22 protein-coding genes are annotated in these 25,645 nt (G+C 57.7%); 10 read left to right on the forward strand and 12 right to left on the reverse strand.

Going from position 1 to position 25,645, the window contains the following annotated elements:
* Positions 1-135 precede the first annotated feature (135 nt).
* Positions 136-2,187 (forward strand): AsmA family protein, encoded by a 2,052-nt coding sequence (locus GUC22_RS01220; RefSeq protein ID WP_160183323.1) that lies wholly within the window; start codon positions 136-138, stop codon positions 2,185-2,187.
* A 49-nt stretch (positions 2,188-2,236) separates the two neighbouring features.
* Here the strand turns inward: GUC22_RS01220 and GUC22_RS01225 are convergent, their stop codons facing one another.
* From GUC22_RS01225 to GUC22_RS01235, 3 genes are all read right to left on the reverse strand, one after another.
* Positions 2,237-3,559: an MFS transporter gene (locus tag GUC22_RS01225; RefSeq protein WP_004134247.1), complete on the reverse strand. Its 1,323-nt coding sequence runs from the start codon at positions 3,557-3,559 to the stop codon at positions 2,237-2,239.
* 270 nt (positions 3,560-3,829) lie between these two features.
* Positions 3,830-4,861 carry an inner membrane protein YhjD gene (yhjD, locus tag GUC22_RS01230; protein WP_004134249.1) on the reverse strand — a complete coding sequence of 344 codons (1,032 nt, stop codon included), beginning with the start codon at positions 4,859-4,861 and terminating at the stop codon, positions 3,830-3,832.
* A gap of 251 nt (positions 4,862-5,112) precedes the next feature.
* Positions 5,113-6,012, reverse strand: coding sequence for a LysR family transcriptional regulator (locus GUC22_RS01235; protein ID WP_064343303.1), 900 nt, complete (start codon positions 6,010-6,012; stop codon positions 5,113-5,115).
* Positions 6,013-6,131: 119 nt separating this feature from the next.
* Between GUC22_RS01235 and GUC22_RS01240 the strand changes: the two genes are divergently transcribed.
* Together GUC22_RS01240 and GUC22_RS01245 are read left to right on the forward strand one after the other, a co-directional pair.
* Complete coding sequence (locus GUC22_RS01240) at positions 6,132-6,890, forward strand: SDR family NAD(P)-dependent oxidoreductase (protein ID WP_024359778.1); 759 nt, start codon at positions 6,132-6,134, stop codon at positions 6,888-6,890.
* Positions 6,891-7,249: 359 nt separating this feature from the next.
* Positions 7,250-7,858, forward strand: coding sequence for a DNA-binding response regulator (locus GUC22_RS01245; protein ID WP_024359779.1), 609 nt, complete (start codon positions 7,250-7,252; stop codon positions 7,856-7,858).
* On the opposite strand, the gene GUC22_RS01250 is transcribed toward GUC22_RS01245, so the two are convergent.
* The 4 genes from GUC22_RS01250 to GUC22_RS01265 all read right to left on the reverse strand — a co-directional run bounded on the left by GUC22_RS01250 (position 7,855) and on the right by GUC22_RS01265 (position 12,022).
* Positions 7,855-8,283 carry a lysozyme gene (locus GUC22_RS01250; protein WP_082237879.1) on the reverse strand — a complete coding sequence of 143 codons (429 nt, stop codon included), beginning with the start codon at positions 8,281-8,283 and terminating at the stop codon, positions 7,855-7,857. The two genes, GUC22_RS01245 and GUC22_RS01250, sit on opposite strands and share 4 nt — an antisense overlap.
* A gap of 75 nt (positions 8,284-8,358) precedes the next feature.
* The gene (locus GUC22_RS01255) at positions 8,359-8,886 is read right to left on the reverse strand and encodes a GNAT family N-acetyltransferase (protein WP_024359781.1); all 528 of its coding nucleotides are present in this window, start codon (positions 8,884-8,886) and stop codon (positions 8,359-8,361) included.
* Between the two features lie 68 nt (positions 8,887-8,954).
* Positions 8,955-10,607 (reverse strand): alpha,alpha-trehalase, encoded by a 1,653-nt coding sequence (locus GUC22_RS01260; RefSeq protein ID WP_024359782.1) that lies wholly within the window; start codon positions 10,605-10,607, stop codon positions 8,955-8,957.
* A 266-nt stretch (positions 10,608-10,873) separates the two neighbouring features.
* The gene (locus GUC22_RS01265; RefSeq protein ID WP_160183324.1) at positions 10,874-12,022 is read right to left on the reverse strand and encodes an iron-containing alcohol dehydrogenase; all 1,149 of its coding nucleotides are present in this window, start codon (positions 12,020-12,022) and stop codon (positions 10,874-10,876) included.
* Positions 12,023-12,143: 121 nt separating this feature from the next.
* Between GUC22_RS01265 and GUC22_RS01270 the strand changes: the two genes are divergently transcribed.
* A complete protein-coding gene (locus GUC22_RS01270; protein ID WP_004134265.1) occupies positions 12,144-12,767 on the forward strand; it encodes a glutathione S-transferase family protein in 624 nt (207 codons plus the stop codon).
* A 51-nt stretch (positions 12,768-12,818) separates the two neighbouring features.
* Here the strand turns inward: GUC22_RS01270 and gorA are convergent, their stop codons facing one another.
* Positions 12,819-14,171, reverse strand: coding sequence for a glutathione-disulfide reductase (gorA, locus tag GUC22_RS01275; protein WP_004134266.1), 1,353 nt, complete (start codon positions 14,169-14,171; stop codon positions 12,819-12,821).
* Between the two features lie 71 nt (positions 14,172-14,242).
* On the reverse strand, positions 14,243-15,085 hold the full coding sequence (locus GUC22_RS01280; protein ID WP_004134268.1) for a 23S rRNA (adenine(2030)-N(6))-methyltransferase RlmJ: 843 nt from the start codon (positions 15,083-15,085) through the stop codon (positions 14,243-14,245).
* A gap of 185 nt (positions 15,086-15,270) precedes the next feature.
* Here GUC22_RS01280 and GUC22_RS01285 point away from each other — a divergent pair, with 185 nt between their 5' ends.
* Positions 15,271-16,542: an acid phosphatase gene (locus GUC22_RS01285; RefSeq protein ID WP_064343300.1), complete on the forward strand. Its 1,272-nt coding sequence runs from the start codon at positions 15,271-15,273 to the stop codon at positions 16,540-16,542.
* Between the two features lie 159 nt (positions 16,543-16,701).
* Here the strand turns inward: GUC22_RS01285 and envZ are convergent, their stop codons facing one another.
* Together envZ and ompR are read right to left on the reverse strand one after the other, a co-directional pair.
* On the reverse strand, positions 16,702-18,063 hold the full coding sequence (gene envZ, locus GUC22_RS01290; RefSeq protein WP_024359787.1) for a two-component system sensor histidine kinase EnvZ: 1,362 nt from the start codon (positions 18,061-18,063) through the stop codon (positions 16,702-16,704).
* Positions 18,060-18,779 (reverse strand): two-component system response regulator OmpR, encoded by a 720-nt coding sequence (gene ompR / locus GUC22_RS01295; protein ID WP_001157751.1) that lies wholly within the window; start codon positions 18,777-18,779, stop codon positions 18,060-18,062. Before ompR ends, envZ begins: the two co-directional genes overlap by 4 nt.
* Positions 18,780-19,016: 237 nt before the next feature.
* Between ompR and greB the strand changes: the two genes are divergently transcribed.
* From greB to feoC, 5 genes are all read left to right on the forward strand, one after another.
* The gene (gene greB, locus GUC22_RS01300) at positions 19,017-19,490 is read left to right on the forward strand and encodes a transcription elongation factor GreB (RefSeq protein WP_004134279.1); all 474 of its coding nucleotides are present in this window, start codon (positions 19,017-19,019) and stop codon (positions 19,488-19,490) included.
* A gap of 101 nt (positions 19,491-19,591) precedes the next feature.
* On the forward strand, positions 19,592-21,922 hold the full coding sequence (locus GUC22_RS01305; protein ID WP_024359788.1) for a Tex family protein: 2,331 nt from the start codon (positions 19,592-19,594) through the stop codon (positions 21,920-21,922).
* Between the two features lie 411 nt (positions 21,923-22,333).
* Entirely contained in the window at positions 22,334-22,561 is a 228-nt protein-coding gene (gene feoA / locus GUC22_RS01310) for a ferrous iron transporter A (protein WP_004126281.1), read from the forward strand.
* A 27-nt stretch (positions 22,562-22,588) separates the two neighbouring features.
* A complete protein-coding gene (gene feoB, locus GUC22_RS01315; protein ID WP_004134283.1) occupies positions 22,589-24,907 on the forward strand; it encodes a Fe(2+) transporter permease subunit FeoB in 2,319 nt (772 codons plus the stop codon).
* 9 nt (positions 24,908-24,916) lie between these two features.
* Complete coding sequence (feoC, locus tag GUC22_RS01320; RefSeq protein WP_004134286.1) at positions 24,917-25,153, forward strand: [Fe-S]-dependent transcriptional repressor FeoC; 237 nt, start codon at positions 24,917-24,919, stop codon at positions 25,151-25,153.
* A gap of 221 nt (positions 25,154-25,374) precedes the next feature.
* On the opposite strand, the gene GUC22_RS01325 is transcribed toward feoC, so the two are convergent.
* Entirely contained in the window at positions 25,375-25,644 is a 270-nt protein-coding gene (locus GUC22_RS01325; RefSeq protein ID WP_004134288.1) for a YdgH/BhsA/McbA-like domain containing protein, read from the reverse strand.
* Position 25,645 lies beyond the last annotated feature (1 nt).

Raw genomic sequence — 25,645 nt, forward strand, 5'->3', positions numbered from 1 at the left:
CAATGATATTAAAACAACGTTCCATTATTTTTTTGACCTGGCGCGGATTATGTGACGAAAACCTCATTCGGCGGAGCAACTGGCGTTTCTCAACTATATTCAGGACTGGCGATACGCAAAAGGAGTGCAGAAGGGATGAGCAGAACCCGAAAAACCGTTGCTATTATTCTTGGAACGATAGTCATACTGATCGTTTTGTTTTTTATCGTGCTGGCGACCTTTGACTGGAACCGCCTGAAGCCGACGATTAATCAGAAAGTGTCGGCCGAGCTGAACCGCCCGTTCGCGATTCGCGGCGATCTGGGCGTCGTCTGGGAACGCCAGCCCGGCGAAAGCGGCTGGCGAAGCTGGATCCCCTGGCCGCACGTTCACGCCGAAGATATCGTCCTCGGCAACCCGCCTGATATCCCACAGGTCACGATGGTGCACCTGCCGCGCGTTGAGGCGACGCTCGCCCCGCTGGCGCTGCTCAGCAAAACGGTCTACCTGCCGTGGATAAAGCTTGAACAGCCCGACGTGCGACTGATTCGACTGTCGGAGAAGACCAACAACTGGACCTTCGACCTGGCCTCGGCGGGGGCGTCTGAGAAAGATGCGCCGCCTTCCAGCTGGTCTTTCCGTCTCGACAATATTCTTTTTGACCGCGGCAAGATTGCTATCGACGACAAGGTGTCGCGCGCAGACCTGACGATTGTGGTTGACCCGCTCGGTAAGCCGCTGGCGTTTAGTGAAGTGACCGGTGAAAAGGGGAAAGGGCAGTCGCAGAAAGTGGGCGATTACGTCTTCGGCCTGCAGGCGAAAGGCAGCTACAACGGACAGCCGCTCACCGGTAACGGAAAAATCGGCGGTATGCTGGCGCTGCGCAGCGAAGGTACGCCGTTCCCGCTGCAGGGGGATTTTCGTTCCGGCACTACCCGGGTCGCTTTTATCGGCACGGTCAGCGACCCGCTTAACCTCGGCGGCGTCGATCTACGGTTGAAGTTTTCCGGCGATTCGCTGGGCGATCTCTACGACCTGACCGGCGTGCTGCTGCCGGATACGCCGGCGTTTTCGACCGACGGGCATCTACGGGCCACCTTCAAGGATAAGGCCGGTTCACGCTTCGCCTATCAGGATTTTAATGGCCGTATCGGCGAGAGCGATATCCACGGTTCGCTGACCTACACCACCGGCAAACCCCGGCCTAAGCTGGAGGGCGATCTCGAGTCCAGGCAGCTAAGGCTGGCGGATCTGGGGCCGCTAATCGGCGTCGACTCCGGCGGCAAAGGGAGCAAAACCGAACAGCGTAAAGGCGAGTCTTCTCCGCAGCCAGCCGGAAAAGTGTTGCCGTATGACCGCTTTGAAACCGACAAGTGGCAAGTGATGGATGCCGATGTGCGCTTTAAAGGGCGGCGCATTGAGCACGGCGGCACGCTGCCCATCAGCGACCTCTCCACCCACGTGATCCTCGAACGGGGCGACCTGCGCCTGCAGCCGCTGCGTCTGGGGCTGGCCAACGGCACCATTGCCGGCAGCATTCATCTGGAGGGGGATAAAAAACCGCTGCAGGGGACGGCGAACCTGCAGGCGCGCCGCATGAAACTGAAAGCGCTGATGCCAAACGTGGAGATGATGCAGAAAACCCTCGGCGAAATGAACGGCGATGTGCAGCTTCGCGGTACCGGCAACTCCGTCGCCGCGCTGCTGGGCAACAGTAACGGTAACCTGAAGCTGCTGATGAACGACGGGCTAATCAGCCGCAACCTGATGGAAATCCTCGGTCTGAACGTCGGTAACTATATCATCGGGCAGATCTTTGGCGACGATGAGGTGCGGGTAAACTGCGCGGCGGCCAATATCGACGTGGTCAACGGCGTCGCCCGGCCGCAGGTGTTCGCGTTTGATACCGAAAACGCGCTGATCAACGTCACCGGGACCGCCAGCTTTGCATCGGAGCAGCTGGACCTCACTATCGATCCGGAGAGTAAGGGCTTTCGTATTATCACCCTGCGTTCCCCGCTGTACGTTCGCGGCAGCTTTAAGTCGCCGAACGCGGGTGTGAAGGCGGGTCCGCTGATTGCGCGCGGCGCGGTAGCGGCAGCGCTGGCGACGCTGGTGACGCCAGCCGCCGCGCTGCTGGCGCTGATCTCACCCGCCGAAGGCGAGGCGAATCAGTGCCGGACCATACTGTCGCAGATGAAAAAATAGTCGGAAAGGAGACTCCCCTGGCCGGATGGTCAGGGGAGCGAGCGGAGAATTACAGCGACTGGTGGCGCGTTTCGTGGGTCAGCAGCAGCGCGATCATCGTCAGCGCCGCCATGGCGGCCAGATAGAGTCCGACCGCAGGCAGACCGTAGTTGCCCTGCAGCCAGGCGGCGATATACGGCGCCACGGACGCCCCGAGGATCGACGAGACGTTGTAGGAGAACGATGCGCCGGTATAGCGAACTTCCGTCGGGAACAGCTCCGGCAGCAGCGCGCCCATTGGGCCAAACGTCAGCCCCATCAGGCTCAGGCCAATCAGCAGGAAGGCAAAGACCAGCAGCGGGTTGCCGGAACCAAGCAGCGGTTTAAAGGCAAACAGCGCGAAGAGGATGATCAGGGTAGTGATCACCACCATGCTCTTACGACGACCAAACGCATCCGCCAGCAGGCCGGCAACCGGCACCATCACGCCAAAACCGATAACCGCCATCATCAGCATCCACAGCACTTCGTTACGCGGCAAACCGAGGCCAATCGGCGCGGCGGCGGTACTGAAGGTCATGGAGTAGACGGTCATGATGTAAAACAGCGTGTAGGTCGCCAGCATGATAAAGGTGCCGAGCACCGTCACGCGGACGTGTTTGGTCAGCAGCGTGCCCAGCGGGATTTTGACCTGTTTCTTCGCGGCGGCAACCTTAGCGAATACCGGCGATTCGTGCAGCGAAACGCGGACGTACAGGCCGATAATCACCAGCACGGCGGAGAAGATAAACGGCATACGCCAGCCCCACTCCATAAACTGCTGGTCGGTCAGCAGCCAGGAGAGCAGCAGGAAGGTGCCGTTAGCGAAGAAGAAGCCAATCGGCGCGCCCAGCTGCGGGAAAGAGCCGTACAGCGCGCGCTTGCGCGGCGGAGCGTTTTCCGTCGCCAGCAGCGCCGCGCCGCCCCATTCGCCGCCAAGGCCGAGCCCCTGGCCAAAGCGCGCCAGCGCCAGCAGCACCGGTGCCATAATGCCAATGGTTTCATAGCCGGGCAGCAGGCCGATAACCACGGTAGAGATCCCCATCGTCAGCAGCGAGGCCACCAGAGTCGTTTTACGGCCTACGCGGTCGCCGAAGTGGCCAAATACCGCGGAGCCGATAGGGCGGGCGATAAAGGCGATAGCGAAGGTGGCCAGCGATTGTAGCGTCGCGGCGGCGGGATCGCCCTGCGGGAAGAAAATATGTGGAAATACAATAACTGCCGCGGTGGCGTAGATATAGAAGTCGAAGAACTCGATGGCGGTGCCAATGAGTGAGGCGACGACGACTTTATTGCGTGAGTTAACCGGAACGGTGTCCTGCGCGTTGTCGAGTGTGGTGGCTGTGGCTTGCATAGATCTTTCTTATTTTTTGCGAACGAAAGGCCATATAGCCACAGCCTTGGGGACATTTCAATCTGTAACAAGGGGCGGGGGAGGTTAAAAAATAGGCAAAAAGTGAATAATTTCTGTGCCAGAAAAATAACTTCTATGAAATGCTTCACATAATTCAAATAATGGTCAATAAAACCAGGTTCAGGTTAAATAAAAGTTACATGTTGGATTTATATGCTGAAATGCCAGGTTGGGCTGAATTTTGCGTCTTTTATTCAGCCCAATAATGATTCAGTCGTGGGCTTTACCCGGCATCCGGCGGTCGTCTTTATATTCGGCGGTGGCAATCCATGCGGCGCAGAACAGCGTCAGGCGGGCAAAGAAATAGAAGAAGGCCATTATCCCTAACACCGAGCCGAACGCCGCCCCGGAGGGGGATTTCACCAGCGCCGGCAGCGTCCAGGTCATGATGATTTTGATTATCTCAAAGCCGACGGCCGCAATCAGAGTGCCGCGAATCAGCGCCTTGCGGCGAGGGCGGTGGCGCGGGAGCCGCCAGAAAATCCAGAAAAACAGCAGATAGTTAGCGAAGATGGAAATCGCCAGGCCAATCAGCCGCCACGCCGGTTTCAGCCACTCAATGTAATCAAGGTAAAGCGCCGAGATAATCATCTGCTGGGCCGAGCCGGCGATGGAGGTGATCGACAAGGTAATGACCAGCGCCACCAGCAGGCCGATCAGCGAGATAAAGTCGCGGAAATATTTGACCCAGATTTTCTCCTGATCCTGCGGCGTGCGCTCCCAGACGTCGCGCGACTGGGCGCGGATGGCCTCACGCAGGTTGCCCATCCAGTTAATGCCGGAGTAGAGCGCCACCAGCAGGCCGACGATACCGACGGCGGTACGCTGCTGTACGGCGGTATTGATGGTATTTTTCAGCGTTGCCGCCAGCGTCGGGTCGCTAACGTTCAGCAGGATTTTATCGAAGATGTCCTGTAGCAGCGTGGGATGCGAGGCGAGAACAAAACCGGCGGCCGCAAAAGAGACCATCAGGATCGGGATCATCGATAAAAACGAGAAGTAGGTGATTGCCGCGCCAAACTGATTACCCAGCCTGTCGTTAAAGCGCTCCGCGGCGCGGATGATATGGGCGACCATATGGTTACGCTGAACTTTTTCCGCCGTTCCGGTGACGCTTTTCAGCGCCTGGTTGGCTTTTTTCGCCACGGTAGAGTCGTTTATCGCAGCCATCGCGCTTTTGTTTTTATCCGGCTGCTGGCCCGGATCCTCGGTTGGGCGTTGAGCGTCGTTTTCCGGCGTCATAAATCATTTCTTCCTTTTTTACAGCGGTATTCATCAAAATTATATACGTAAAATCGCGGATAAGGCGTACCGGGGCCATCGGGTCTATGAATCCGAGAGCGGTTGAAGCGCGCTCTTCTGCCATTGTCCAGGCCTGCGGGAAGTTGATAATGCAATGATATAGTTGATTTTTTTATTCTTATTCAGGCCTCATCCGCCATCCGGCAGAAAATATCGGCACCCTCTCAAATACGGATTTTTCATCATGCGGACTAATCAACGTAGTTTTTCATCAGCCCGCCGAGCCACTCCATAAACAGATGTACCCGCCGCGAGAGATTACGCCGGTGCGGGTAAATGAGCGACACCGGCAGCGGTTCGGCGCGGTAGTGGGGAAGAATTTCGATCAGTTCGCCGGTGCGCAGCATTTCGCGAACGCCTATCCGTGGAACCTGAATAATCCCCAGTCCGGCCAGACACGACGCCTGATAGGTCTCGGTACTATTGACCGTAAGCACGCCGCCCGCTTTAACCCAGCGAACCGCGCCATCGCTGACCACTTCAAATCCGAGCGGACGAACGCCCAGATTGCTGGCGTAGTGGATCAGCGCATGATCCGCGAGATCGTCCAGCGACTGCGGATAGCCAAAGCGCGTCAGGTACTGCGGACTGGCGCAGTTAATTTGCGTGAGCTTGCCTAGCGGCCGCGCGATCAGCCCGGAATCTTTCAGCGTACCGACGCGCACCACGCAGTCAAAGCCCTCGCGGACCACGTCGACTAACCGATCGCTGCTGCTGAGCTCCAGTTCGATGCCCGGATACTGCTGCAAAAACGCCGGCAGCTGCGGAATGACCAGCTTTTTCGCCACTGCGACGGGCATATCAACCCGCAGACGCCCGCTGATGCTGGAGGGGTCGAGCTGAAACATACCGTCGAGCTCCTCAAGATTGCTCAGCAGGTCTCTGGCGCGTTCGTAGTAGACCATGCCGTCCTGGGTCAGCTGCACCCGGCGGGTCGTGCGGTGCAGCAGGCGAGCGCCAAGGTGGCTCTCGAGCGCCTGAATCTGGCGCGATACGCTCCCTTTCGGCAGGCCAAGGGTGTCGGCGGCGCGGGAAAAACTTTCCAGCTCCGCTACCCTAATGAACAGCTGCATTGCGTGAATTTTATCCATCCCGGCGGCCTATTGTTGTTCTTCGGGAAACAGTAAAACGTAATTTGCCATATTTATTGTTTTTATAGCAGCTAATAAGCTCTTTAACTCTGCAAATGCAACCGAGAAGGGGTTTTCTGATGACACAACGTATCGCTTTAGTCACCGGCGGCAGCCGTGGATTGGGAAAAAACGCCGCATTGAAGCTGGCTGCGAAGGGAACTGATATTATTCTGACCTGGCGCAGCAACCAGCAGGCTGCGCTGGACGTGGTGGCTGAAATTGAGCGAACGGGCGTGAAAGCCGCGGCATTACCGTTAAACGTCGGTGATGTCGGCAGTTTCGACGCTTTTGCTCAGCAGGTGGCGGAGGTGCTGCAGGAGCGCTGGAAACGGGATACCTTCGACTATTTATTGAACAATGCCGGAATCGGTCTGAATATTCCTTTTGCTGAAACCAGCGAAGCGCAGTTTGATGAATTAATGAACATCCAGTTTAAGGGGCCGTTCTTCCTCACCCAACGCCTGCTGCCGTTATTGCAGGACGGGGGACGGATCCTCAATGTTTCCAGCGGGCTGGCGCGTTTTGCTCTACCGGGCTACGCGGCCTATGCCTCAATGAAAGGGGCGATGGAGGTGCTGACGCGCTATCAGGCGAAGGAGCTGGGGGCACGCGGAATTTCGGTCAATATCATCGCGCCTGGCGCGATTGAAACCGATTTTGGCGGCGGCGTCGTAAGGGATAACGCTCAGGTGAATCAGCATATTGCCGCGCAAACGGCGCTGGGAAGAGTAGGGCTTCCGGATGATATTGGCGATGCCATCGCCGCGCTACTGAGCGATGACCTGCGCTGGATGAACGCCCAGCGCGTAGAAGTGTCAGGCGGGATGTTTTTGTGATCGAGCGCCCCGCCATCGATGATGGCGGGGCAACGCGCATTTCATGCGTTTTCTTACTCCGTAACATACATTCCTGATTTTGCCATCGCCTGCGTTTCCGGGTTCGTTTAAAATAGAAAAATTAATATTGTGTTTATTCTTTTCTTGCCCGGTAATTAAGGATTTCCTTAATTTAAGTGTAATAATTATTGTGAATGAGTAATGGTATCAACAAGGCCTGTAACTATTCATTGTTATGATATTTAGTTAATTCTCTCTATCGGTAAAATGCCCCGGGCCAAACAGCGAGCGCTTATTTTACTTGCTGATATTCCCCTCCCCCTGATTAAATCGGGCATTTCTTTGATGGAGATAAATCCATGCAGGTAATCATGTTTGACAGGCAGTCGATATTTATTCATGGCATGAAAATTGGCCTTCAGCAATACATTCCCGAAATTGATCTTTTTGGCACCTGTCAGCCTGAACAGCTCTGGCAGATGCTGACGGCGCACCCTGACGCGCTGCTCATTCTGGATGGTGATATGCACAGCGAGTTTTGTTGTTGGTTGTTGCAGGAAAAACAGCTTCGCTTCCCGCAATCTCAGGTACTGCTGACTGTTTCTGACAATAATAAGAGCTGGCTACAGCGCGCGCTGCCTTACAATGTGCGGGGCATCGTGCAACGCGAGGAAGGTTTGCAAACTTTCGCTCAGGCGATCAACAGCGTCCTGCTGGGACTGCTCCGTCTACCGGGCGATTGGCTAATGACGGCGGAAGCGCGGGATAATAAATGGGTTCATTTAAGCCAGCGCCAGCGTGAGGTTTTACAGCTGCTGGCCGCCGGTGATTCAAATAAAGAGATTAGCCGTACGTTAAATATTAGCGTCGGCACGGTAAAGGCCCATCTTGAGTCGCTCTATCGCCGGCTTAACGTGAAGAATCGTACCCAGGCGGCGATGATTTTTAATAGCATTAGCGAAACTTAATCGGTGCAGGCTTTGAATCGTGCGCACTCTTCGCGCCGCTGTTCGCGACCGCTGCGAATATTTCCCCATGCGTTCAACGCTTCAGCGAACCGCTGATGGTTAAGATGGGTCAAAACAATATTAAGCGCCGGAGACGCCGCCCCGCAGCTAAAGGCTAAAGAGACCAGCGCATCATATTGCGCTTGATTAAGCGTAACCTGCAGGCTGCGCTTAAGCTCGCGCTGGCATTGCAGTAGATCCACGGTAAGTAAGGTCTCCGCGACCTCGCGCGTGAAGTGGCTGAACGTTTCATAGTCGTTGAGAACGTGGCCGTAGCCAATCACGCGCAGGCCGCTTTCGTCCCGATAGGGGACGAGCGCTAATCCCTGGGCGCGCTTAATAAACTCAAGGCCCTGCAGGCTTAGCGGCGGTATCGTTGGGGACATTTATTGCCTTCCTCTGTTGTCGGCCTGCAGTGTAGAGGAAAAGCCCGTCGCCCCCTATTCGCCAGATGGCCCAGGCTAGTTGTAATCGCGGCGCAGCAGGCCAAAAAGCCAATCGTTGTGCCAGCGACCGTTGAGCCAGTAGCATTCGCGTAGCTCGCCTTCCTGGTGAAAACCCACCTTCTGGAGCAGATTTTTGGATGCCAGGTTGCCCGCGGTGACGGTTGCCGTAAGCCGCCGGATGCCGCCCGTGGAGAAGGCGTAATCGCATAGCGCGCGCAGAGATTCATAGCCGTAACCCTTGCCCTGTGCATGGGGAGCGAACAGAAAACCCGCTTCAGCGCTGTCGGGGGCATGGTGATGATAACCGGTGAGGCCAAGGGGGGCGTGGGTATAGCGGTCGCGTACCACCAGGCACAGCCAGTGGGTCGCCCCCGGCGACCACGCGGGAAGCCGCGAATCAAAAGCGTCGCGAATTTCCGCTACCGGGCGAGGATCCGCGACGTAGAGCATGACCTGGGGGTCTTGCTGTAGGCTGAGAAAAAAGGGCCAGTCGTCAAGCTGCAGCGGCGAGCAGCGCAGGCGTGGGGTAACCAGTTCAGGCATGGCAAGAGTTCCGGCGAAAGTCGATGCCATGAACATAGCAGGACATCGACCCCGGGAATAGCGCGCTTTTACAACGGCTCGCCGTACAGTCCGATAAGCCGGCGCACCACGCCGTTGGTCCAGCCGAAGCCGTCCTGGAGGGGATATTCACCCCCTCCGCCTTCGTGGGGCGTGGCGCTGGCGATATGGTACTTTTCAATCAGCTTGTAGTGCTGTTTATAGTAATGATTCACCGTTTGCAGCCAGCTCTGCGCTATCTCATCGCCGAGCGGATCCTGGCCGTACATTTTAAAACCCTGTACCGCCATCCACTGCAGCGGCGCCCAGCCGTTGGGTTTATCCCACTGTTCGCCGCTTTCATATTCGGTCGCCATAATACCGCCCGGAGTGAGCAGGCGGGCGCGTACCGCGTCGGCGAGCCTGTCGGCCTGTTCATGGGTCGCTAAGCCGACGTAGAGCGCGACGATGCTGGCGGCGGAAAACAGCGCCAGCTGCTCGCGGCGCCAGTCGTAATCGCGAAAACAGCCGCTCTCGTCATCCCACAGATAGCGGGTCACCGCCGCCCGGCGGTCGCTGGCCTTCTGGCGAAACGCGGCCTCTGTTTCCCGATCGCCCTTGAGGCCGGAGAGGTTGGCGATGGTGTTCTCCAGCTTGAACAGGAAGGCGTTCAAATCAATGGGGATAAACTGGGTGGTACGGATGCTCGCCAGCCGGGTGATATCGCGCAGCCAGCGGCTGGAGTAGTCCCAGCCGGATTCCGCTCCGGCGCGCAGGTCGCGATAGACCTCGTTCGGCGGGCGGCCGGAGTGTTTTGCCGTTTCGACATCTTCCCGCCATGACTCATCGCGCGGCGTATCGCGATCGTCCCAGTAGCGGTTTAGCAGCGAGCCGTCCGGCATACGCACCACGTGGCGGTAGGCCTGATTGGGGATCAGCGATTCCGCGCCGTCCATCCAGAAGCTGTACTCCATCTGCAGATGGTCAAGGTACCGTTTAGCGCCGCGGACGCCATCTTCTTCAAACAGTTCAACCATCAATGCAAAGACCGGGGGCTGCGAGCGGCTGAGATAATAAGTGCGGTTGCCGTTGGGAATATGGCCGTAGATTTCAATCATCCACGCGAAGTTGTCGGCCATGCACTTCAGCAGATCTTCGCGGCCGCTTTCCGCCAGCCCCAGCATGGTGAAGTAGGAATCCCAGTAGTAGGTTTCGCTAAAACGGCCGCCGGGAACGATATATGACTGCGGCAGCGCCAGCAGCGACGACCAGGGAATATGATCCTGCGGCTCGCGGGTCAGCACGGGCCACAGGTTATCAATATGCTCTTTTAACGATCGATTAGGATCGGAGACGTAATCCTCGGCGCGGCTATCCGGCAGCCAAAAGTGATCTTCAACGAACTGGCGGAGATCGAATCCGGGAGTGCGCCTTACGCGACGGTAGTGAATCAAAATATCCAGCGGGTCCTGCTTCGGCGCGCAGTCAGGGAAGGTTTTGCTATCGGCGAAAATGCGTGACTTCTGGACGTGAGCGAACAGTTCCAGATAGCGATCGGCAGGGGTCAGGGCATCCGAGGCGGGCAGCCCTTCAATGATCTCCGGTTCGGGTTCGGCGTCGAACATTTCATCCAGCTTTAACTCATACGGATCGGCTTCGTAGCACGGATCGTTTTCGATCCTGAGCTCATCGTCATCAACGTTGCGTAATTTCTGGCTGAACATAGTGGTACGGACCTCCGGATTGCGTCAGTAGAGGATGCCGGGCGCGCCCGACCTGTCTATTAAGCTTAGACATTCGCAGCGGGAAACGAAAAGAGAAGCGTGCGGTAGATCACGCTTTGTTCTAAGCCTTCAGCTCGAGGTTTCTGCTTTAACTATTTGACCTGGCGCATTAAAACCATTTTAACCGCTTCGTATTGCGCCAAAAAATTCGGAGATTTCGTTTTGCAACAAAATCTAAATTTCCGGGCGCTTTAGCAATAAAGCCATTACTCCCACGCGGCTTCCAGCATCTCCAGCAGCTGCTCGCTGGTCAGCATGACCGGGTTAGCCTTCATCGATGATGAACTGCTGGCGGCGAGGGCCGCGGGTTCCAGCGCTTCGCGGGGGACGCCGAGCTCGCGCAGGTTGCCCAGCCCGGCGCGCTGGCTCCACTCGCGCAGGCTCTCCCAGGCGTTGTTCGGGTCGACGTCCAGCCCCGCCGCCAGCCACTGGCGTACGTCGGCAAAGCGCTGGCGGATTTTTTCGTCGCTAACCTGGGTTTCATTGAGCGCCAGGCCGAAGGGAAGCAGGCTGCCGCAAAGCGCGCCGTGGGCGGCGTTGCTCAGACCGCCTAAGGGGCCTGCCAGACCGTGAATCACGCCGAGGCCGGCGTTGGCTAACGCCAGTCCGCCGCACAGGCTGACCCATGCCATCTCATCGCGGCTATCCGGGCACTCTTTTACCATCAGCGTTCTGAGCGCTTTGATGCCGCGCGGGATCGCCTCCCGGCAGAGCGCGTCGGTAAACGGATTGGCGCGGGCGCACAGCCACGGCTCAATCACCTGGGTGATGGCGTCAAGACCGGAGGCTAAGGTCACCGCGCGCGGCGCGTTGTCGGTGAGCGACGGGTCGATAATCGCCAGATCCGGCAGCATGCGGTCATCGCGCAGGCTGACTTTACGCTGCTGTTCAGGGACGTTGATCACCGCGTTCTTTGTGACTTCCGCCCCGGTACCGGCCGTGGTGGGAATGGCGACGAACGGCAGCGGATTGGCCTCTAACAGGCGCCCGGAGCCCACCACTTCCAGATATTCAATCGCGGGTCCCTGAGCGGGCACCAGCGCCGCAATGGCTTTGCCCGCATCAATGACCGCGCCGCCGCCGAGGCTGACCACCGCCCCGACGCCTTTTTCCCGCGCCAGACGAACGCCCCGTTCAATGTCCTGCAGGCTGGGTTCATGGGCGATAGAGAGCGTAGTGACGTGCAGCTGGCGCGCGTGGAGTTCGCTTAACAAAAACTCTGCGCGCGTCAGGCTGGCGCCGTGAACCAGCAGTATCTGTGCGCAACGTCCGGCGAGCCAGGGCGCAGCGCTACAAGCAAGGCAGCGCCCAAAGCGGATATTGCCCGGCGTTAAAACGTTAAAAGAGGTCAGCATGTCGGATAACCTGTTCTGGAGAAAAATCCTGCAATCCACTATACACATTATCCGGGTGTACATGCGTCGCCGATGCAGTATTGTGAAACAACCATCTCTTTTGATTGAGGAATTGCTGACAATGCTAAAAATACTGGGCAAACGCTCATCAATTAACGTGCGTAAAGCGCTGTGGACCTGCGAGGAAGCGGGACTTGAGTATCAGCAGGAGGATTACGGCAGCGGGTTTCAGTCCATCGAGACGCCTGAGTTTCGCGCCCTTAACCCGAACAGTCTGGTACCCGTGCTGCTGGATGACGACTTTGTGCTGTGGGAGTCGAACAGCATCTGCCGCTACCTGGCGCGCAAAGCCGGGCGGGAAGACCTGCTCCCCACGGCGCCGCGGGCTGCCGCCGAGGTTGAGCACTGGATGGACTGGCAGGCAACGGAATTTAACACGGCCTGGCGCTACGCCTTTATGGGGCTGGTGCGCAAGGACCCGCGCTTCCAGGACCCGGCGGCTATCAAAGAGAGTATCGCCGCCTGGACCCGCTGCGTGCAGATCGTCAATACGCAGCTGCAGCAAACCGGGGCATGGGTCGCCGGTAGCGAGTTTACGCTGGCGGATATTGTCCTTGGCCTGTCGGTGCATCGCTGGAAAATGACGCCGTTCGCCCATCCTGAAATGGCGGAAGTGGAGCGCTGGTATATGGCGCTGAATCAGCGGCCGGCGTTTAAGCGCCACGGCAATAATGGCGTGGCGTAGAGATAAAAAAAGAAGCTCCTGAGAGCTTCTTTTTCATGCGTGGTGCGCGTCTTAGCGCATGGTCACAAACTCTTCCGCGGCGGTTGGGTGGATAGCCACGGTATTGTCGAAGTCTTTCTTGGTTGCGCCCATTTTCAGCGCCACCGCGAAGCCCTGCAGCATCTCATCCATCCCGAAGCCGATACCGTGAATACCGACAATCTTCTCTTCCGGGCCGACGCAGACCAGCTTCATGCGGCACGGCTGGCGGTGTGAGGTCACGGCGGTATACATGGCGGTGAAAGAGGATTTATACACCTTCACCGCTTCATCGCCGTACTGCTCGCGCGCCTGCGGCTCAGTTAAGCCGACGGTGCCGATAGGCGGATGGCTGAACACCACGGTCGGGATGTTGCTGTAGTCCAGATGTTCGTCCGGCTTGTTGTTAAACAGACGCTCGGAGAGACGACGGCCTGCGGCGACGGCGACCGGGGTCAGCTCGACGGCGCCGGTATTATCGCCCACGGCGTAAATACCCGGAACGTTGGTGTTCTGGAATTTATCGACCACGATATAGCCTTTATCGTTGGTTTTTACCCCGGTAGCGGCGAGGTTGAAGTTATCAGTCGCCGGTTCGCGACCGATCGCCCAAATCAGGCAGTCCACGGTCTGGCTGCGGCCGTCTTCCAGTTCCAGGGTCAGGCTGCCGTCGGCATTTTTAACCACCGCTTGCGGAATGGCGTTGGTGTGCAACTGCGGGCCTTCGGCGTTCATCACCTCAACCAGCGTTTCCACGATCAGCGGATCGAAGCTACGCAACGGCGCGTGTTTACGCACGAACAGGTGCGTCTCCGCGCCCAGGCCGTTAATCACGCCCGCCAGCTCAACGGCGATATAGCCCGCGCCGACAACCGCAACGCGTTTCGGCAGCGCCGGCAGTTCGAAGAAACCATCGGAATCAATGCCGTATTCGACGCCGGGGATATTCGGATGGCTCGGGCGTCCGCCGGTGGCGATCAGAATATGATCGGCGGTTATCGTCTCGCCGTTCACTTCGATGGTTTTCGCATCGACAAAACGGGCGAAGCCTTTAATCACGTCGACCTTATTTTTGCCCAGCACGTTATCGTAGGAGGTGTGGATACGATCGATATAGGCGCTACGGCTGGCGACCAGTTTATCCCAGTCGAAGTGATTGATCGTGGTATCAAAACCGTAATCCGGGCCATACAGATGGATAGCTTCGCGAATCTGCGCCGCATGCCACATCACTTTCTTCGGTACGCAGCCGACGTTTACGCAGGTACCGCCCAGGTCTTTGGCTTCAATCAGAGCGCACTTCTGGCCGTGCATAGCGGCACGGTTAATGGAGGCGATACCGCCGCTGCCGCCGCCAATGGCGATATAGTCATAATGCTTGCTCATGAGTCTTATCCTTAATGTCTGATTGGCGCGATTGTATACCTGAAATCAATAGTTTCCACCGATGACTGCGATTACTCAGGCACGATCCAACTGACGGTGGCATGGCCGATACCGGTCGGCACCAGCTTTTTATGCAGCCACGGCAGAACGTTGTTCATCTGCTGCTCCAGCTTCCACGGCGGGTTGATGACGATCATCCCGGAGGCGGTCATCCCGCGCTGGTCGCTGTCCGGGCGCACCGCCAGCTCGATTTGCAGAATTTTGCGAATGCCGGTGGCCTCTAACTCTTTGATCATGCGCTTAATCTGCGCCCGCAGCACCACCGGATACCACAGCGCGTAGGTGCCGGTGGCAAAGCGTTTGTAGCCTTCATGAATACCGGTCACGACCGCCTGGTAGTCGCTTTTGATTTCGTAAGGCGGGTCGATCAGCACCAGCCCACGGCGAGAAACCGGCGGCAGCTTAGACTTCAGCTGCTGATAGCCGTCGGTTTTTTCAACCCGGGCGCGGTCGTCTTTCTGAAACTCGGCGCGCAGCAGCGGAAAATCGCTCGGGTGCAGTTCGGTCATCTGCAGGCTGTCCTGCTCGCGCAGCAGCTGGCGGGCAATCAGCGGCGAGCCGGGGTAGTAGCGCAGCTGGCCGCTACGGTTGAAGTGCTGAACGACGGAGACATACGGCTCCAGCTCGGCGGGCAGGTCATCCTGCTGCCAGATGCGGGCGATGCCTTCGAGATATTCACCGGTACGTTCGGCATGTTCGCTGCTCAGCTGATAGCGGCCAGCCCCGGCGTGGGTGTCCAGATAGAGAAACGGTTTTTCTTTCTCTTTGAGCGATTCAATGATCAGGCTCTGAACGGTGTGTTTAAGAACGTCGGCGTGGTTGCCTGCGTGAAAGCTATGACGATAACTGAGCATGGATACGGTGATTCCGGGATTTAGACAAGATTACCGATAGTTTACCGCAGATCGGCCTGGATTACCGCCGCGCTGTTTCCATTCCGCTTAAAGCGTTGCAAAACATAACCGTGTCATAAAAGCGTCAAACAGAGAGGCTAGCGTCACGTACAGGCAAGGTAATTGTTTGAATAAAAGGAAAAATAATGAAAATGCAAATCACGCTTCTCGCAACGGCGCTCGTGCTGGCGCTGCCGGTACTGGCGAAAGAGGTCCCTTTGAACCAGGCGGCAACAATGGCCAACGCCGTGACGTCAGCCGCCGCCAGCCCGGCGTTTGACGCGCTGGAGAGCCAAAGCCTGTCGCAGCTGCGCAACGCGCTGAAGGGCGATGCGGCGACCCTGACTCGCGACCAGCTTGAACACGCCAGACAGAATAAAACCCAGGCGGATACCGCGTGGCTGAAGGCCAGCGGGTACGACTTTCAGACCAAAGCCAACCAGCAGGCGGGAATCGAGCTGCTCTCGGCGTTCACTGCGCTGCCGCAGGCGGTGATTGAGCAAAATCTGGCGACGGTCACCGCCATTAACCGCGATGCCGTACAGACCTCCCGCCATCAGGCGCTGGCGGATGCCGAGGGCATCAGCTATCTCTACTTCCTCAGCGATGCGCTGGGGCCGCGCCTCGGCAAAGCGTTCCTCGCCGCCTACGACAAAGGCGAGCTCGGTAAGGCGGCGGCGCTGATCAAAGCCTCTGAAGTGAGTACCGGGGCGGCGAAAAAGCACTTTAACAACCCGCGTCCGTTCCTGATTCAGGGCAATACCATCCATCTGGTGCCGGACGATGTGGTCGTTAAGGACAATAAGCCCTATACCGCAGACGGCGGCTCGTTTCCAAGCGGGCACACCAATACAGGCTATACCGACGCTCTGCTAATGGCGGAGATGATCCCGGAGCGCTTCGATGCGCTGGTTACCCGCGGCGCTCGCTATGGCTATTCGCGCATCGTGCTGGGCGTGCACTATCCGCTGGACGTGATGGGCTCGCGGATGGTGGCGCAGCGCAACGTCGCCCACTATTTGAATGACGCGAAGTATCGCGGGCTGTTTAATGAGGCCCGCGACCAGCTGCGCGCCGCGCTGGAGAAGGAGTGCGGCACGACGCTGGCGGAATGCGCGAAGATGTCTGCGAAAGACGATCCGTATCGCGACCCGGCGATGAAGGCGTTTTATCGTTTCACCATGACCTACGATTTGCCGCAGCAGAAGGGCGAAAAACAGAGCCTGAAGGTGCCGCAAGGGGCTGAAGTGCTGCTGGAGGCTGCGCTGCCGAATCTGTCCGCCGCGCAGCGTCGGGCGCTGATGGTCAAAACGGCGCTGCCCGCAGGGTATCCGCTCTCCGGTGAGAATGACGCTCAGCAGTTCTGGCAGCGGCTGAATCTGCCGGCGGCGTATCAGATGGCGAATAAAGCGCATTAAACCTGAAGCAGTCCGGCAACGTCCCGGAGGCGGCGCTTGACGCGCCTTGTCCGGGCTACTGGTCCGCAGACGGTGGTGAGCTCGTAGTCCCGGTAAGGCGCGAGCCGCCGCCGGGCGGTTTTATGCGGGCGTACCGGATGAGGTTGGTTTAAGGCCGATCTAGCTCTCTTTGGTGGATTTTACCGCAGGCAGAGCGCGATTCATCGGCACCGGCAGCCAGGCGCGAATTAATAATCCGCCGCGTTCGCTGGAACCAAGTTCCAGCTTGCCGTTATGGTTATCGATGATGCGCTGAACGATAGCCAGGCCGAGGCCGGTTCCGCTAATCGTACGGGCGCTATCGCCGCGCACGAACGGCTGAAACAGATGCTCGCGCTGCTCTGGTTTAATCCCCGGACCGTCATCTTCCACCTGGAACCAGGCCCGGTTTCCCTCGCTGCCGCTGCTGACTTTAATCCAGCCGTTGCCGTAGCGGGCGGCGTTAACCACCATATTCGCCAGCGCGCGCTTGATGGAGAGCGGATGCACGCGCAGCGGGATCTCGCCCGGCTGCAGATCGGTGGCGATTTCTCGCTCGTAGCCGCTCTCCGCCGCAATCACTTCCCCCAGCACCGCGTTAAGGTCCGTCAGCTCCATCGGCATCTCCTGACCGGTGCGCAGGTAGTCGATAAACTGCTCAATAATGGCGTTACACTCTTCGATATCTTTATTAATCGATTCGGCGAGATAGCCGTCCTCTTCGCCCATCATCTCCGTCGCCAGACGAATACGCGTGAGAGGGGTGCGTAAATCATGGCTGACTCCGGCCATCAGCAGCGTACGGTCGTCCGCCAATTGCTTCACGCCAGCCGCCATATGGTTAAAAGCGCGGGTTACCGACCGCACTTCCGATGCGCCGTATTCGCGCAGCGGCGGGGGAATAATGCCTCGCCCGACCTGCAGCGCCGCGTGCTCCAGGTCGACCAGCGGTCGGTTCTGAATACGAATAAAGAGCCAGGCGCCGCCAATCGCCAGCAGCATGATGGCCAGGGTGTAGCGGAACAGCGGCGAGAAGTCGCCCTGGTGGATTTCGGTCAGCGGTACGCGCACCCAGATATTGGGGGAGAGCCAGGTTTTCAGCCACACCACGGGCGAGCTTTTATTCACTTCCACCCGCACTTCGGTCGGCCCGCCGAGCTGGTGCGCCATCTGCTGACTTAAGAATTCATAATGCTGCGCCCAGCGCAGGCCTGCGTCTTCCGCCGCTTCGTTGGAATAGAGCGAAATGCCCAGCTCGCGATAAATCTCGCGGCGAAACGCCGGGGGCACCACCAGTTGGGTGCCGTCTTCCAGCTGCAGTTTATCGGTCATCAGCATACGCACTTCGTAGGCCAGAACCTTATTAAACTGCTGGAGACTGGGCAGGATCGCGAAATTCAGCACCACTAAATAGGTCGTCACCAGGCTGGCGAACAGCAGGGTGACGATCAGTAACAGGGTGCGGGCAAACGAGCTTCGCGGCGAAAAGCGCACGCGTTTCATGCCTTAGAGCCGTCCGGGACGAAAACGTAGCCCAGGCCCCAAACGGTCTGGATATAGCGTGGATGCGCCGGGTCTTCTTCCACCATGCGGCGCAGACGGGAGATTTGTACGTCGATGGAACGTTCCATGGCCGAATATTCACGGCCGCGGGCGAGGTTCATCAGCTTATCGCGGGATAATGGTTCGCGCGGATGGCTCACCAGCGCTTTCAGTACCGCGAATTCACCGCTGGTCAGCGGCATGGGTTCATCTTCACGGAACATCTCGCGGGTGCCGAGGTTCAGCTTGAACTTACCAAAGGCGATCACCGCCTCTTCCTGCGAAGGCGCGCCCGGCAGTTCATTAGCCTGGCGGCGCAGCACGGCGCGGATACGGGCCAGCAGCTCGCGCGGGTTGAACGGTTTTGGGATGTAGTCGTCGGCGCCGATTTCCAGGCCCACGATACGGTCAACTTCTTCCCCTTTCGCCGTGACCATGATGATCGGCATCGGGTTGCTCTGGCTGCGCAGGCGGCGGCAAATGGACAGGCCATCTTCGCCCGGCAGCATGAGATCCAGCACCATCAGGTGGAAGGATTCACGAGTCAGCAGGCGATCCATCTGTTCAGCGTTCGCCACGCTACGAACCTGGAAGCCCTGCTCGGTCAGATAACGTTCGAGTAGCGCGCGCAGGCGCATGTCGTCATCGACAACCAGAATCTTATAATTCTCTTGCATTGTTTATACTCCCAAAGGTTCACTGCAATTGTCAGTACGTATTCTCAAAAAAGCCCGGGTCGCCCACCAGCGAAATCTGGTATATATTCCAGGCTAAATTGTTACAAAGCATATTTAACAGCAGCTTAAGTATACATTTAAGCATAAGACACATTATTTATCCTGTTGCTATGATGACGTGCGACGAATTGTGCGCAGCATTGCACAAAGATTTGTAATCAGGAGCCGGAACCTTCGATGAAAACGCCGCTGATCACCCGTGAAGGGTATGAAAAACTGAAGAAAGAGATGGACACCCTGTGGCGCGAAGAACGTCCGGAAGTTACCAAAAAAGTGACCTGGGCGGCGAGCCTTGGCGACCGCAGCGAAAACGCCGACTATCAGTACAATAAAAAGCGCCTGCGTGAAATCGACCGCCGGGTGCGCTATCTGACCAAATGCCTTGAGCAGCTGAAAATCGTCGATTATTCGCCGCAGCAGGAGGGGAAGGTTTTTTTCGGCGCGTGGGTGGAAATTGAAAACGATGCGGGCGAGACGAAGCGCTTTCGGATTGTCGGCTACGATGAAATCTTTGGCCGCAATGACTACATCTCCATTGATTCGCCAATGGCGCGCGCGCTGCTGAAAAAAGAGGTCGGCGATTTAGCTATCGTTAACACGCCCGCGGGCGAGGCGGCCTGGTATGTTAATGAAATTGAATACGTCAAATAAGCCCGGAACATTCCGAGAGGCTTGGGTCGTGGCTGGCATTTTACCGTGTCAGTCCGTATAACTATCCCCCTGATTTTTGATCCTAAAGATGAATTAAACCGATGATGAATGATTCGCTCTGCCGCATTATTGCGGGTGAACTTCAGGCCAGGGCTGAACAGGTAGAAGCTGCCGTTCGCCTGCTTGATGAAGGGAACACCGTGCCGTTTATCGCACGCTATCGTAAAGAAGTCACCGGCGGTCTGGATGACACGCAGCTGCGTAATCTGGAAACCCGCCTGGGTTATCTGCGTGAACTCGAAGATCGCCGTCAGGCAATCCTGAAGTCCATCGGTGAACAGGGCAAACTGACCGAGGCGCTGGAAAAAGCCATCAACGGGACCTTGAGTAAGACCGAGCTCGAAGACCTCTACCTGCCGTACAAACCGAAGCGCCGCACCCGCGGGCAGATCGCCATTGAGGCCGGGCTGGAGCCGCTGGCCGAGCTGCTGTGGAACGAACCGTCTCACGACCCGGAAACCGAAGCCGCCAAATATATCGACGCGGATAAAGGCGTCGCGGACAGCAAGGCCGCCCTCGACGGCGCGCGCTATATCCTGATGGAGCGCTTTGCGGAAGACGCCGCCCTGCTGGCGAAAGTGCGCGACTATCTGTGGAAAAACGCCCACCTGGTGGCGACCGTCGTCAGCGGTAAGGAAGAGGAAGGGGCGAAATTTCGCGACTACTTCGATCATCACGAACCGATCGCCACCGTGCCGTCGCACCGCGCGCTGGCGATGTTCCGCGGCCGCAATGAAGGCGTGCTGCAGCTCTCTTTAAACGCCGACCCGCAGTTCGACGAGCCGCCGAAAGAGAGTCACGGCGAGCAAATCATTATCGACCATCTCGGCCTGCGCCTGAACAACGCCCCGGCGGACAGCTGGCGTAAGGGCGTGGTGAGCTGGACGTGGCGCATCAAGGTGCTGATGCACCTCGAAACCGAACTGATGGGCACCGTACGCGAACGTGCGGAAGATGAGGCGATTAACGTCTTCGCCCGCAATCTGCACGACCTGCTGATGGCCGCTCCGGCCGGGCTGCGCGCCACCATGGGCCTCGATCCGGGTCTGCGCACCGGCGTGAAAGTCGCCGTCGTTGACGGCACCGGCAAGCTGGTGGCTACCGATACCATCTACCCGCATACCGGGCAGGCCGCTAAAGCGGCGGTGGCGGTTGCCGCGCTGTGTGAAAAGTACAACGTTGAGCTGGTGGCGATCGGCAACGGTACCGCTTCGCGTGAAACCGAGCGTTTCTTCCTCGACGTGCAGAAGCAGTTCCCGAAAGTGACCGCGCAAAAGGTTATCGTCAGCGAAGCGGGCGCGTCCGTGTATTCCGCCTCCGAACTGGCGGCGCTGGAGTTCCCGGATCTCGATGTTTCCCTGCGCGGCGCGGTCTCTATCGCCCGTCGTCTGCAGGACCCGCTGGCCGAGCTGGTGAAGATCGATCCGAAATCCATCGGCGTCGGCCAGTATCAGCACGATGTCAGCCAGACCCAGTTGGCGCGTAAGCTGGACGCGGTGGTGGAAGACTGCGTGAACGCCGTCGGCGTCGACCTGAATACCGCTTCCGTCCCGCTGCTTACCCGCGTCGCCGGTCTGACCCGCATGATGGCGCAGAATATCGTCTCCTGGCGCGATGAGAACGGTCAGTTCCAGAACCGTCAGCAGCTGCTGAAGGTGAGCCGTCTGGGGCCGAAAGCGTTTGAGCAGTGCGCGGGCTTCCTGCGCATCAACCACGGCGACAACCCGCTGGACGCCTCAACCGTGCACCCGGAAGCGTATCCGGTGGTGGAGCGCATTCTGGCGGCGACTCAGCAGGCGCTGAAAGATTTGATGGGCAACAGCAGCGAGCTGCGTAATCTGAAAGCCGTTGATTTCACTGATGATAAATTCGGCGTGCCGACGGTAACCGACATTATCAAAGAGCTGGAAAAACCGGGCCGCGACCCGCGTCCGGAGTTTAAAACCGCCCAGTTCGCCGATGGCGTAGAGACCATGAACGACCTGCTGCCGGGAATGATCCTCGAAGGCGCGGTGACCAACGTCACCAACTTCGGCGCGTTTGTCGATATCGGCGTTCACCAGGACGGCCTGGTGCATATCTCTTCCCTGTCGAATAAGTTCGTTGAAGATCCGCACACGGTGGTCAAAGCGGGCGATATCGTGAAGGTCAAAGTGATGGAAGTTGACCTGCCGAGGAAGCGTATCGCGCTGACGATGCGTCTGGACGAACAGCCTGGCGACAGCAACGCGCGCCGCGGCGGCGGAAACGATCGTCCTCAGGGCAACCGCCCGGCGGCGAAGGCCGCTAAACCTCGCGGTCGCGAGGCGCAGCCAGCGGGCAACAGCGCGATGATGGACGCGCTGGCGGCGGCAATGGGTAAAAAACGCTAATCTCTTTCCGGCCCCTTTTCTGAGGGGCCGTTTCTTCTCTGCTCTTCGCCATATTGCGCAAACAAGCATCAGTATTTTCTTATAACCTCTTAATAAGCGCGAATTACGGATAATGAGATTATTATTTTCATTTCGTTAACCAATAACACCTTTATTAAACATTCGCTAAGCAGAAATAATGATTCTCTCTACGGTCGTGACAAAATAGAGTTTGCTCAATATCAACAAATGCTCAATTTCCTGTTTAAAAAAAGAATCGAGCGCATTATATGTATTGATGATAAAAACTATTCTCATTATCATTATTTCCATTGAGTATTTTTTATTCTTCGTTGGCTATGGTCCCTGGCACCGCGTCTGCGGCGCATAGGGGAAAACTCTCTTTCGGTTGGCGATACACAAGTAGGTCCTATGCAATTCACACCTGATAGTGCGTGGAAAATCACCGGCTTCTCCCGCGATATTAGTCCGGCATATCGGCAGAAGCTGCTGTCCCTCGGGATGCTGCCGGGTTCGTCTTTTAACGTGGTTCGCGTGGCGCCGCTCGGCGACCCTATTCATATTGAAACCCGACGCGTTAGCCTGGTATTACGTAAAAAGGATCTTGCGTTAATTGAGCTGGAAGCGGTTGCACAATAATGCCTGACCGGCACTAAGAGTATGAATATGAAAAAATTAACCCTTGGTTTAATTGGTAATCCAAATTCCGGGAAAACAACGCTGTTTAACCAGCTCACCGGCGCGCGCCAGCGTGTCGGGAACTGGGCGGGGGTGACCGTTGAGCGCAAAGAGGGTGGCTTCAACACCACCGATCATCAGGTCACGCTGGTAGACCTTCCGGGCACCTATTCCCTGACCACCATCTCCTCGCAAACCTCGCTGGATGAGCAGATTGCCTGCCACTATATTCTCAGCGGCGACGCCGACATGCTGATAAACGTGGTCGATGCGTCCAATCTGGAGCGTAACCTCTATCTGACGCTGCAGCTGCTGGAGCTCGGCATCCCCTGCGTGGTCGCGCTGAATATGCTCGATATCGCGGAAAAACAGAACATCCGCATCGATGTCGACGCGCTGGCCGCCCGCCTTGGATGCCCGGTAATCCCGCTGGTTTCTACCCGCGGGCGCGGTATCGAAGCCTTGAAAATGGCTATCGACCGCCATCAGCAAAATCAGGATATTGAACTGGTGCACTATCCGCGGCCGCTGCTGCGGGAGGCGGACAAGCTGGCGGAGATGATGGCCACGGACATTCCGCCGCGCCAGCGCCGCTGGCTGGGTTTACAGATGCTTGAAGGCGATATTTACAGCCGCGCCTTCGCCGGAGACGCCGCCCACAAGCTGGACGTAGCCCTGGCGCACCTGAGCGAAGAGCTGGATGACCCGGCGCTGCACATCGCCGATGCCCGCTACCAAAGCATTGCCGCCATTTGCGATGCGGTCAGTAATACCCTCACCGCCGAACCCAGCCGCTTTACCGCGGCGATGGATAAAGTGATCCTCAACCGCTTCCTCGGCCTGCCGGTCTTCCTGTTCGTCATGTATCTGATGTTCTTACTGGCGATTAATATTGGCGGCGCGCTGCAGCCTATTTTTGATGCCGGTTCCGTGGCTATCTTTATTCACGGTATACAGTGGATTGGCTATACCCTGCATTTCCCGGACTGGCTGACGGTATTCCTCGCCCAGGGGATTGGCGGGGGGATCAATACCGTGCTGCCGCTGGTGCCGCAGATCGGCATGATGTACCTGTTCCTCTCTTTCCTTGAAGACTCTGGCTATATGGCGCGGGCGGCGTTTGTGATGGACCGCCTGATGCAGGCGCTGGGTCTGCCGGGGAAATCCTTCGTGCCGCTCATCGTAGGTTTTGGCTGTAACGTCCCGTCGGTGATGGGCGCGCGTACGCTTGATGCGCCGCGCGAGCGTCTGATGACCATTATGATGGCGCCGTTTATGTCCTGCGGCGCGCGGCTGGCGATTTTCGCCGTCTTCGCCGCCGCCTTTTTCGGCCAGAACGGCGCGCTGGCGGTCTTCTCCCTGTACGTGCTGGGGATCGTGATGGCGATTGCGACCGGACTGATGCTGAAGCATACCATTATGCGCGGCGAAGCTTCGCCGTTCGTGATGGAGCTGCCGGTGTATCACGTTCCGCACGTGAAGAGCTTGCTTATCCAGACCTGGCAGCGCCTGAAAGGCTTCGTCCTGCGGGCGGGTAAAGTGATCGTTATCGTCAGTATCTTCCTCAGCGCGCTGAACAGCTTCTCGCTGAACGGTAAGATCGTCGATAATATCAACGACTCGGCGCTGGCGTCGGTCAGCCGGGTGATTACCCCGGTGTTTAAGCCGATTGGCGTACATGAGGATAACTGGCAGGCGACCGTCGGCCTGTTTACCGGCGCGATGGCGAAAGAAGTGGTGGTGGGGACGCTGAACACCCTCTACACCGCCGAAGATATCCAGAACGAAGCGTTTAATCCGCAGGCGTTTAGCCTCGGCGATGAGCTACTGGCCGCGGTGGATGAGACCTGGCAGAGCCTGAAAGACACGTTTAGCCTGAGCGTGCTGGCGAACCCCATCGAAGCCAGCAAGGGCGACGGCGAAATGGCAACCGGCGCGATGGGCGTCATGGGCAGCAAATTCGGCAGCGCCGCCGCGGCGTACAGCTACCTGATATTCGTTCTGCTCTATATTCCCTGCATCTCGGTGATGGGGGCGATTGCCCGCGAGTCAAGCCGCGGCTGGATGATGTTCTCGGTCCTGTGGGGGCTGAATATCGCCTATTCGCTCTCTACGCTGTACTACCAGACCGTCAGCTTTAGCCAGCATCCGCGCTATAGTCTGGTGTGCATTCTGGCGGTAGTGCTGTTCAATATCGTGGTCTTTGGCCTGCTGCGCAGAGCGCGTAGCCGGGTGGACGTCTCGCTGCTGGCGACGCGCAAAACGCCGTCGTCCTGCTGCCAGAGTCCGGCTGGCGATTGTCACTAAGGAGCGATAATGGCGTCGTTAATTGATGTGCGCGATATGCTGGCCCTGCAGGGGAGGATGGACGCAAAGCAGCTCAGCGCCCGCCTGCAAGCGCCGCAGCCGTTGATCGACGCGATGCTGGGTCGTCTGGAAGCGATGGGTAAAGCGGTCAAAGTAACCGAAGATGCCGATGGCTGCCTCTCCGGCAGCTGTAAAAGCTGCCCGGAAGGCAAAGCCTGCCTGCGGGAGTGGTGGTCGCTGCGCTGATGGGTATGTAAAGGCTGGTTTCCCCGGATTGCGGCTAACGCCTTATCCGGGCTACGAGAGACAGTCTGGTAGCCCGGGTAAGGCGTTTACGCCGCGACCCCGGAGATTCGACCACAGATTGGTACGGTTTGGGGTGGGTAGCCCGGACAGGCGCAACGCGCCGCCTCCGGGAACTTGCTGCGGCATATACCGCAAGCGGGTCCCGGGACCCGCTTTCTGGCTTACTTGTAGACGTCCGCGTTAGCGTGAACCGTTTTCTCGTTCTTCTCGCCTGCAATCACCACGAAATAGGTGCCGCCCAGCTCATCCGCTTTTTTCGACAGATCGCGCTTTGCATCCATCGGAGAGGTCGTTCTTGAGGTGGTAATCGAACCGATTTTGGTCAGGTTCATCTTAGCCACTTCGTCTTTTTGAATTTCCTTGGCGGCGAACGCGCCGAAGGACAGGGAGCCAATCACCAGAGATGCAACAATTCCTGTAACAAATTTCATA

It is taken from the genome of Klebsiella sp. MPUS7 (assembly GCF_009905335.1).
In the GTDB taxonomy this organism is placed as follows: domain Bacteria; phylum Pseudomonadota; class Gammaproteobacteria; order Enterobacterales; family Enterobacteriaceae; genus Klebsiella; species Klebsiella grimontii.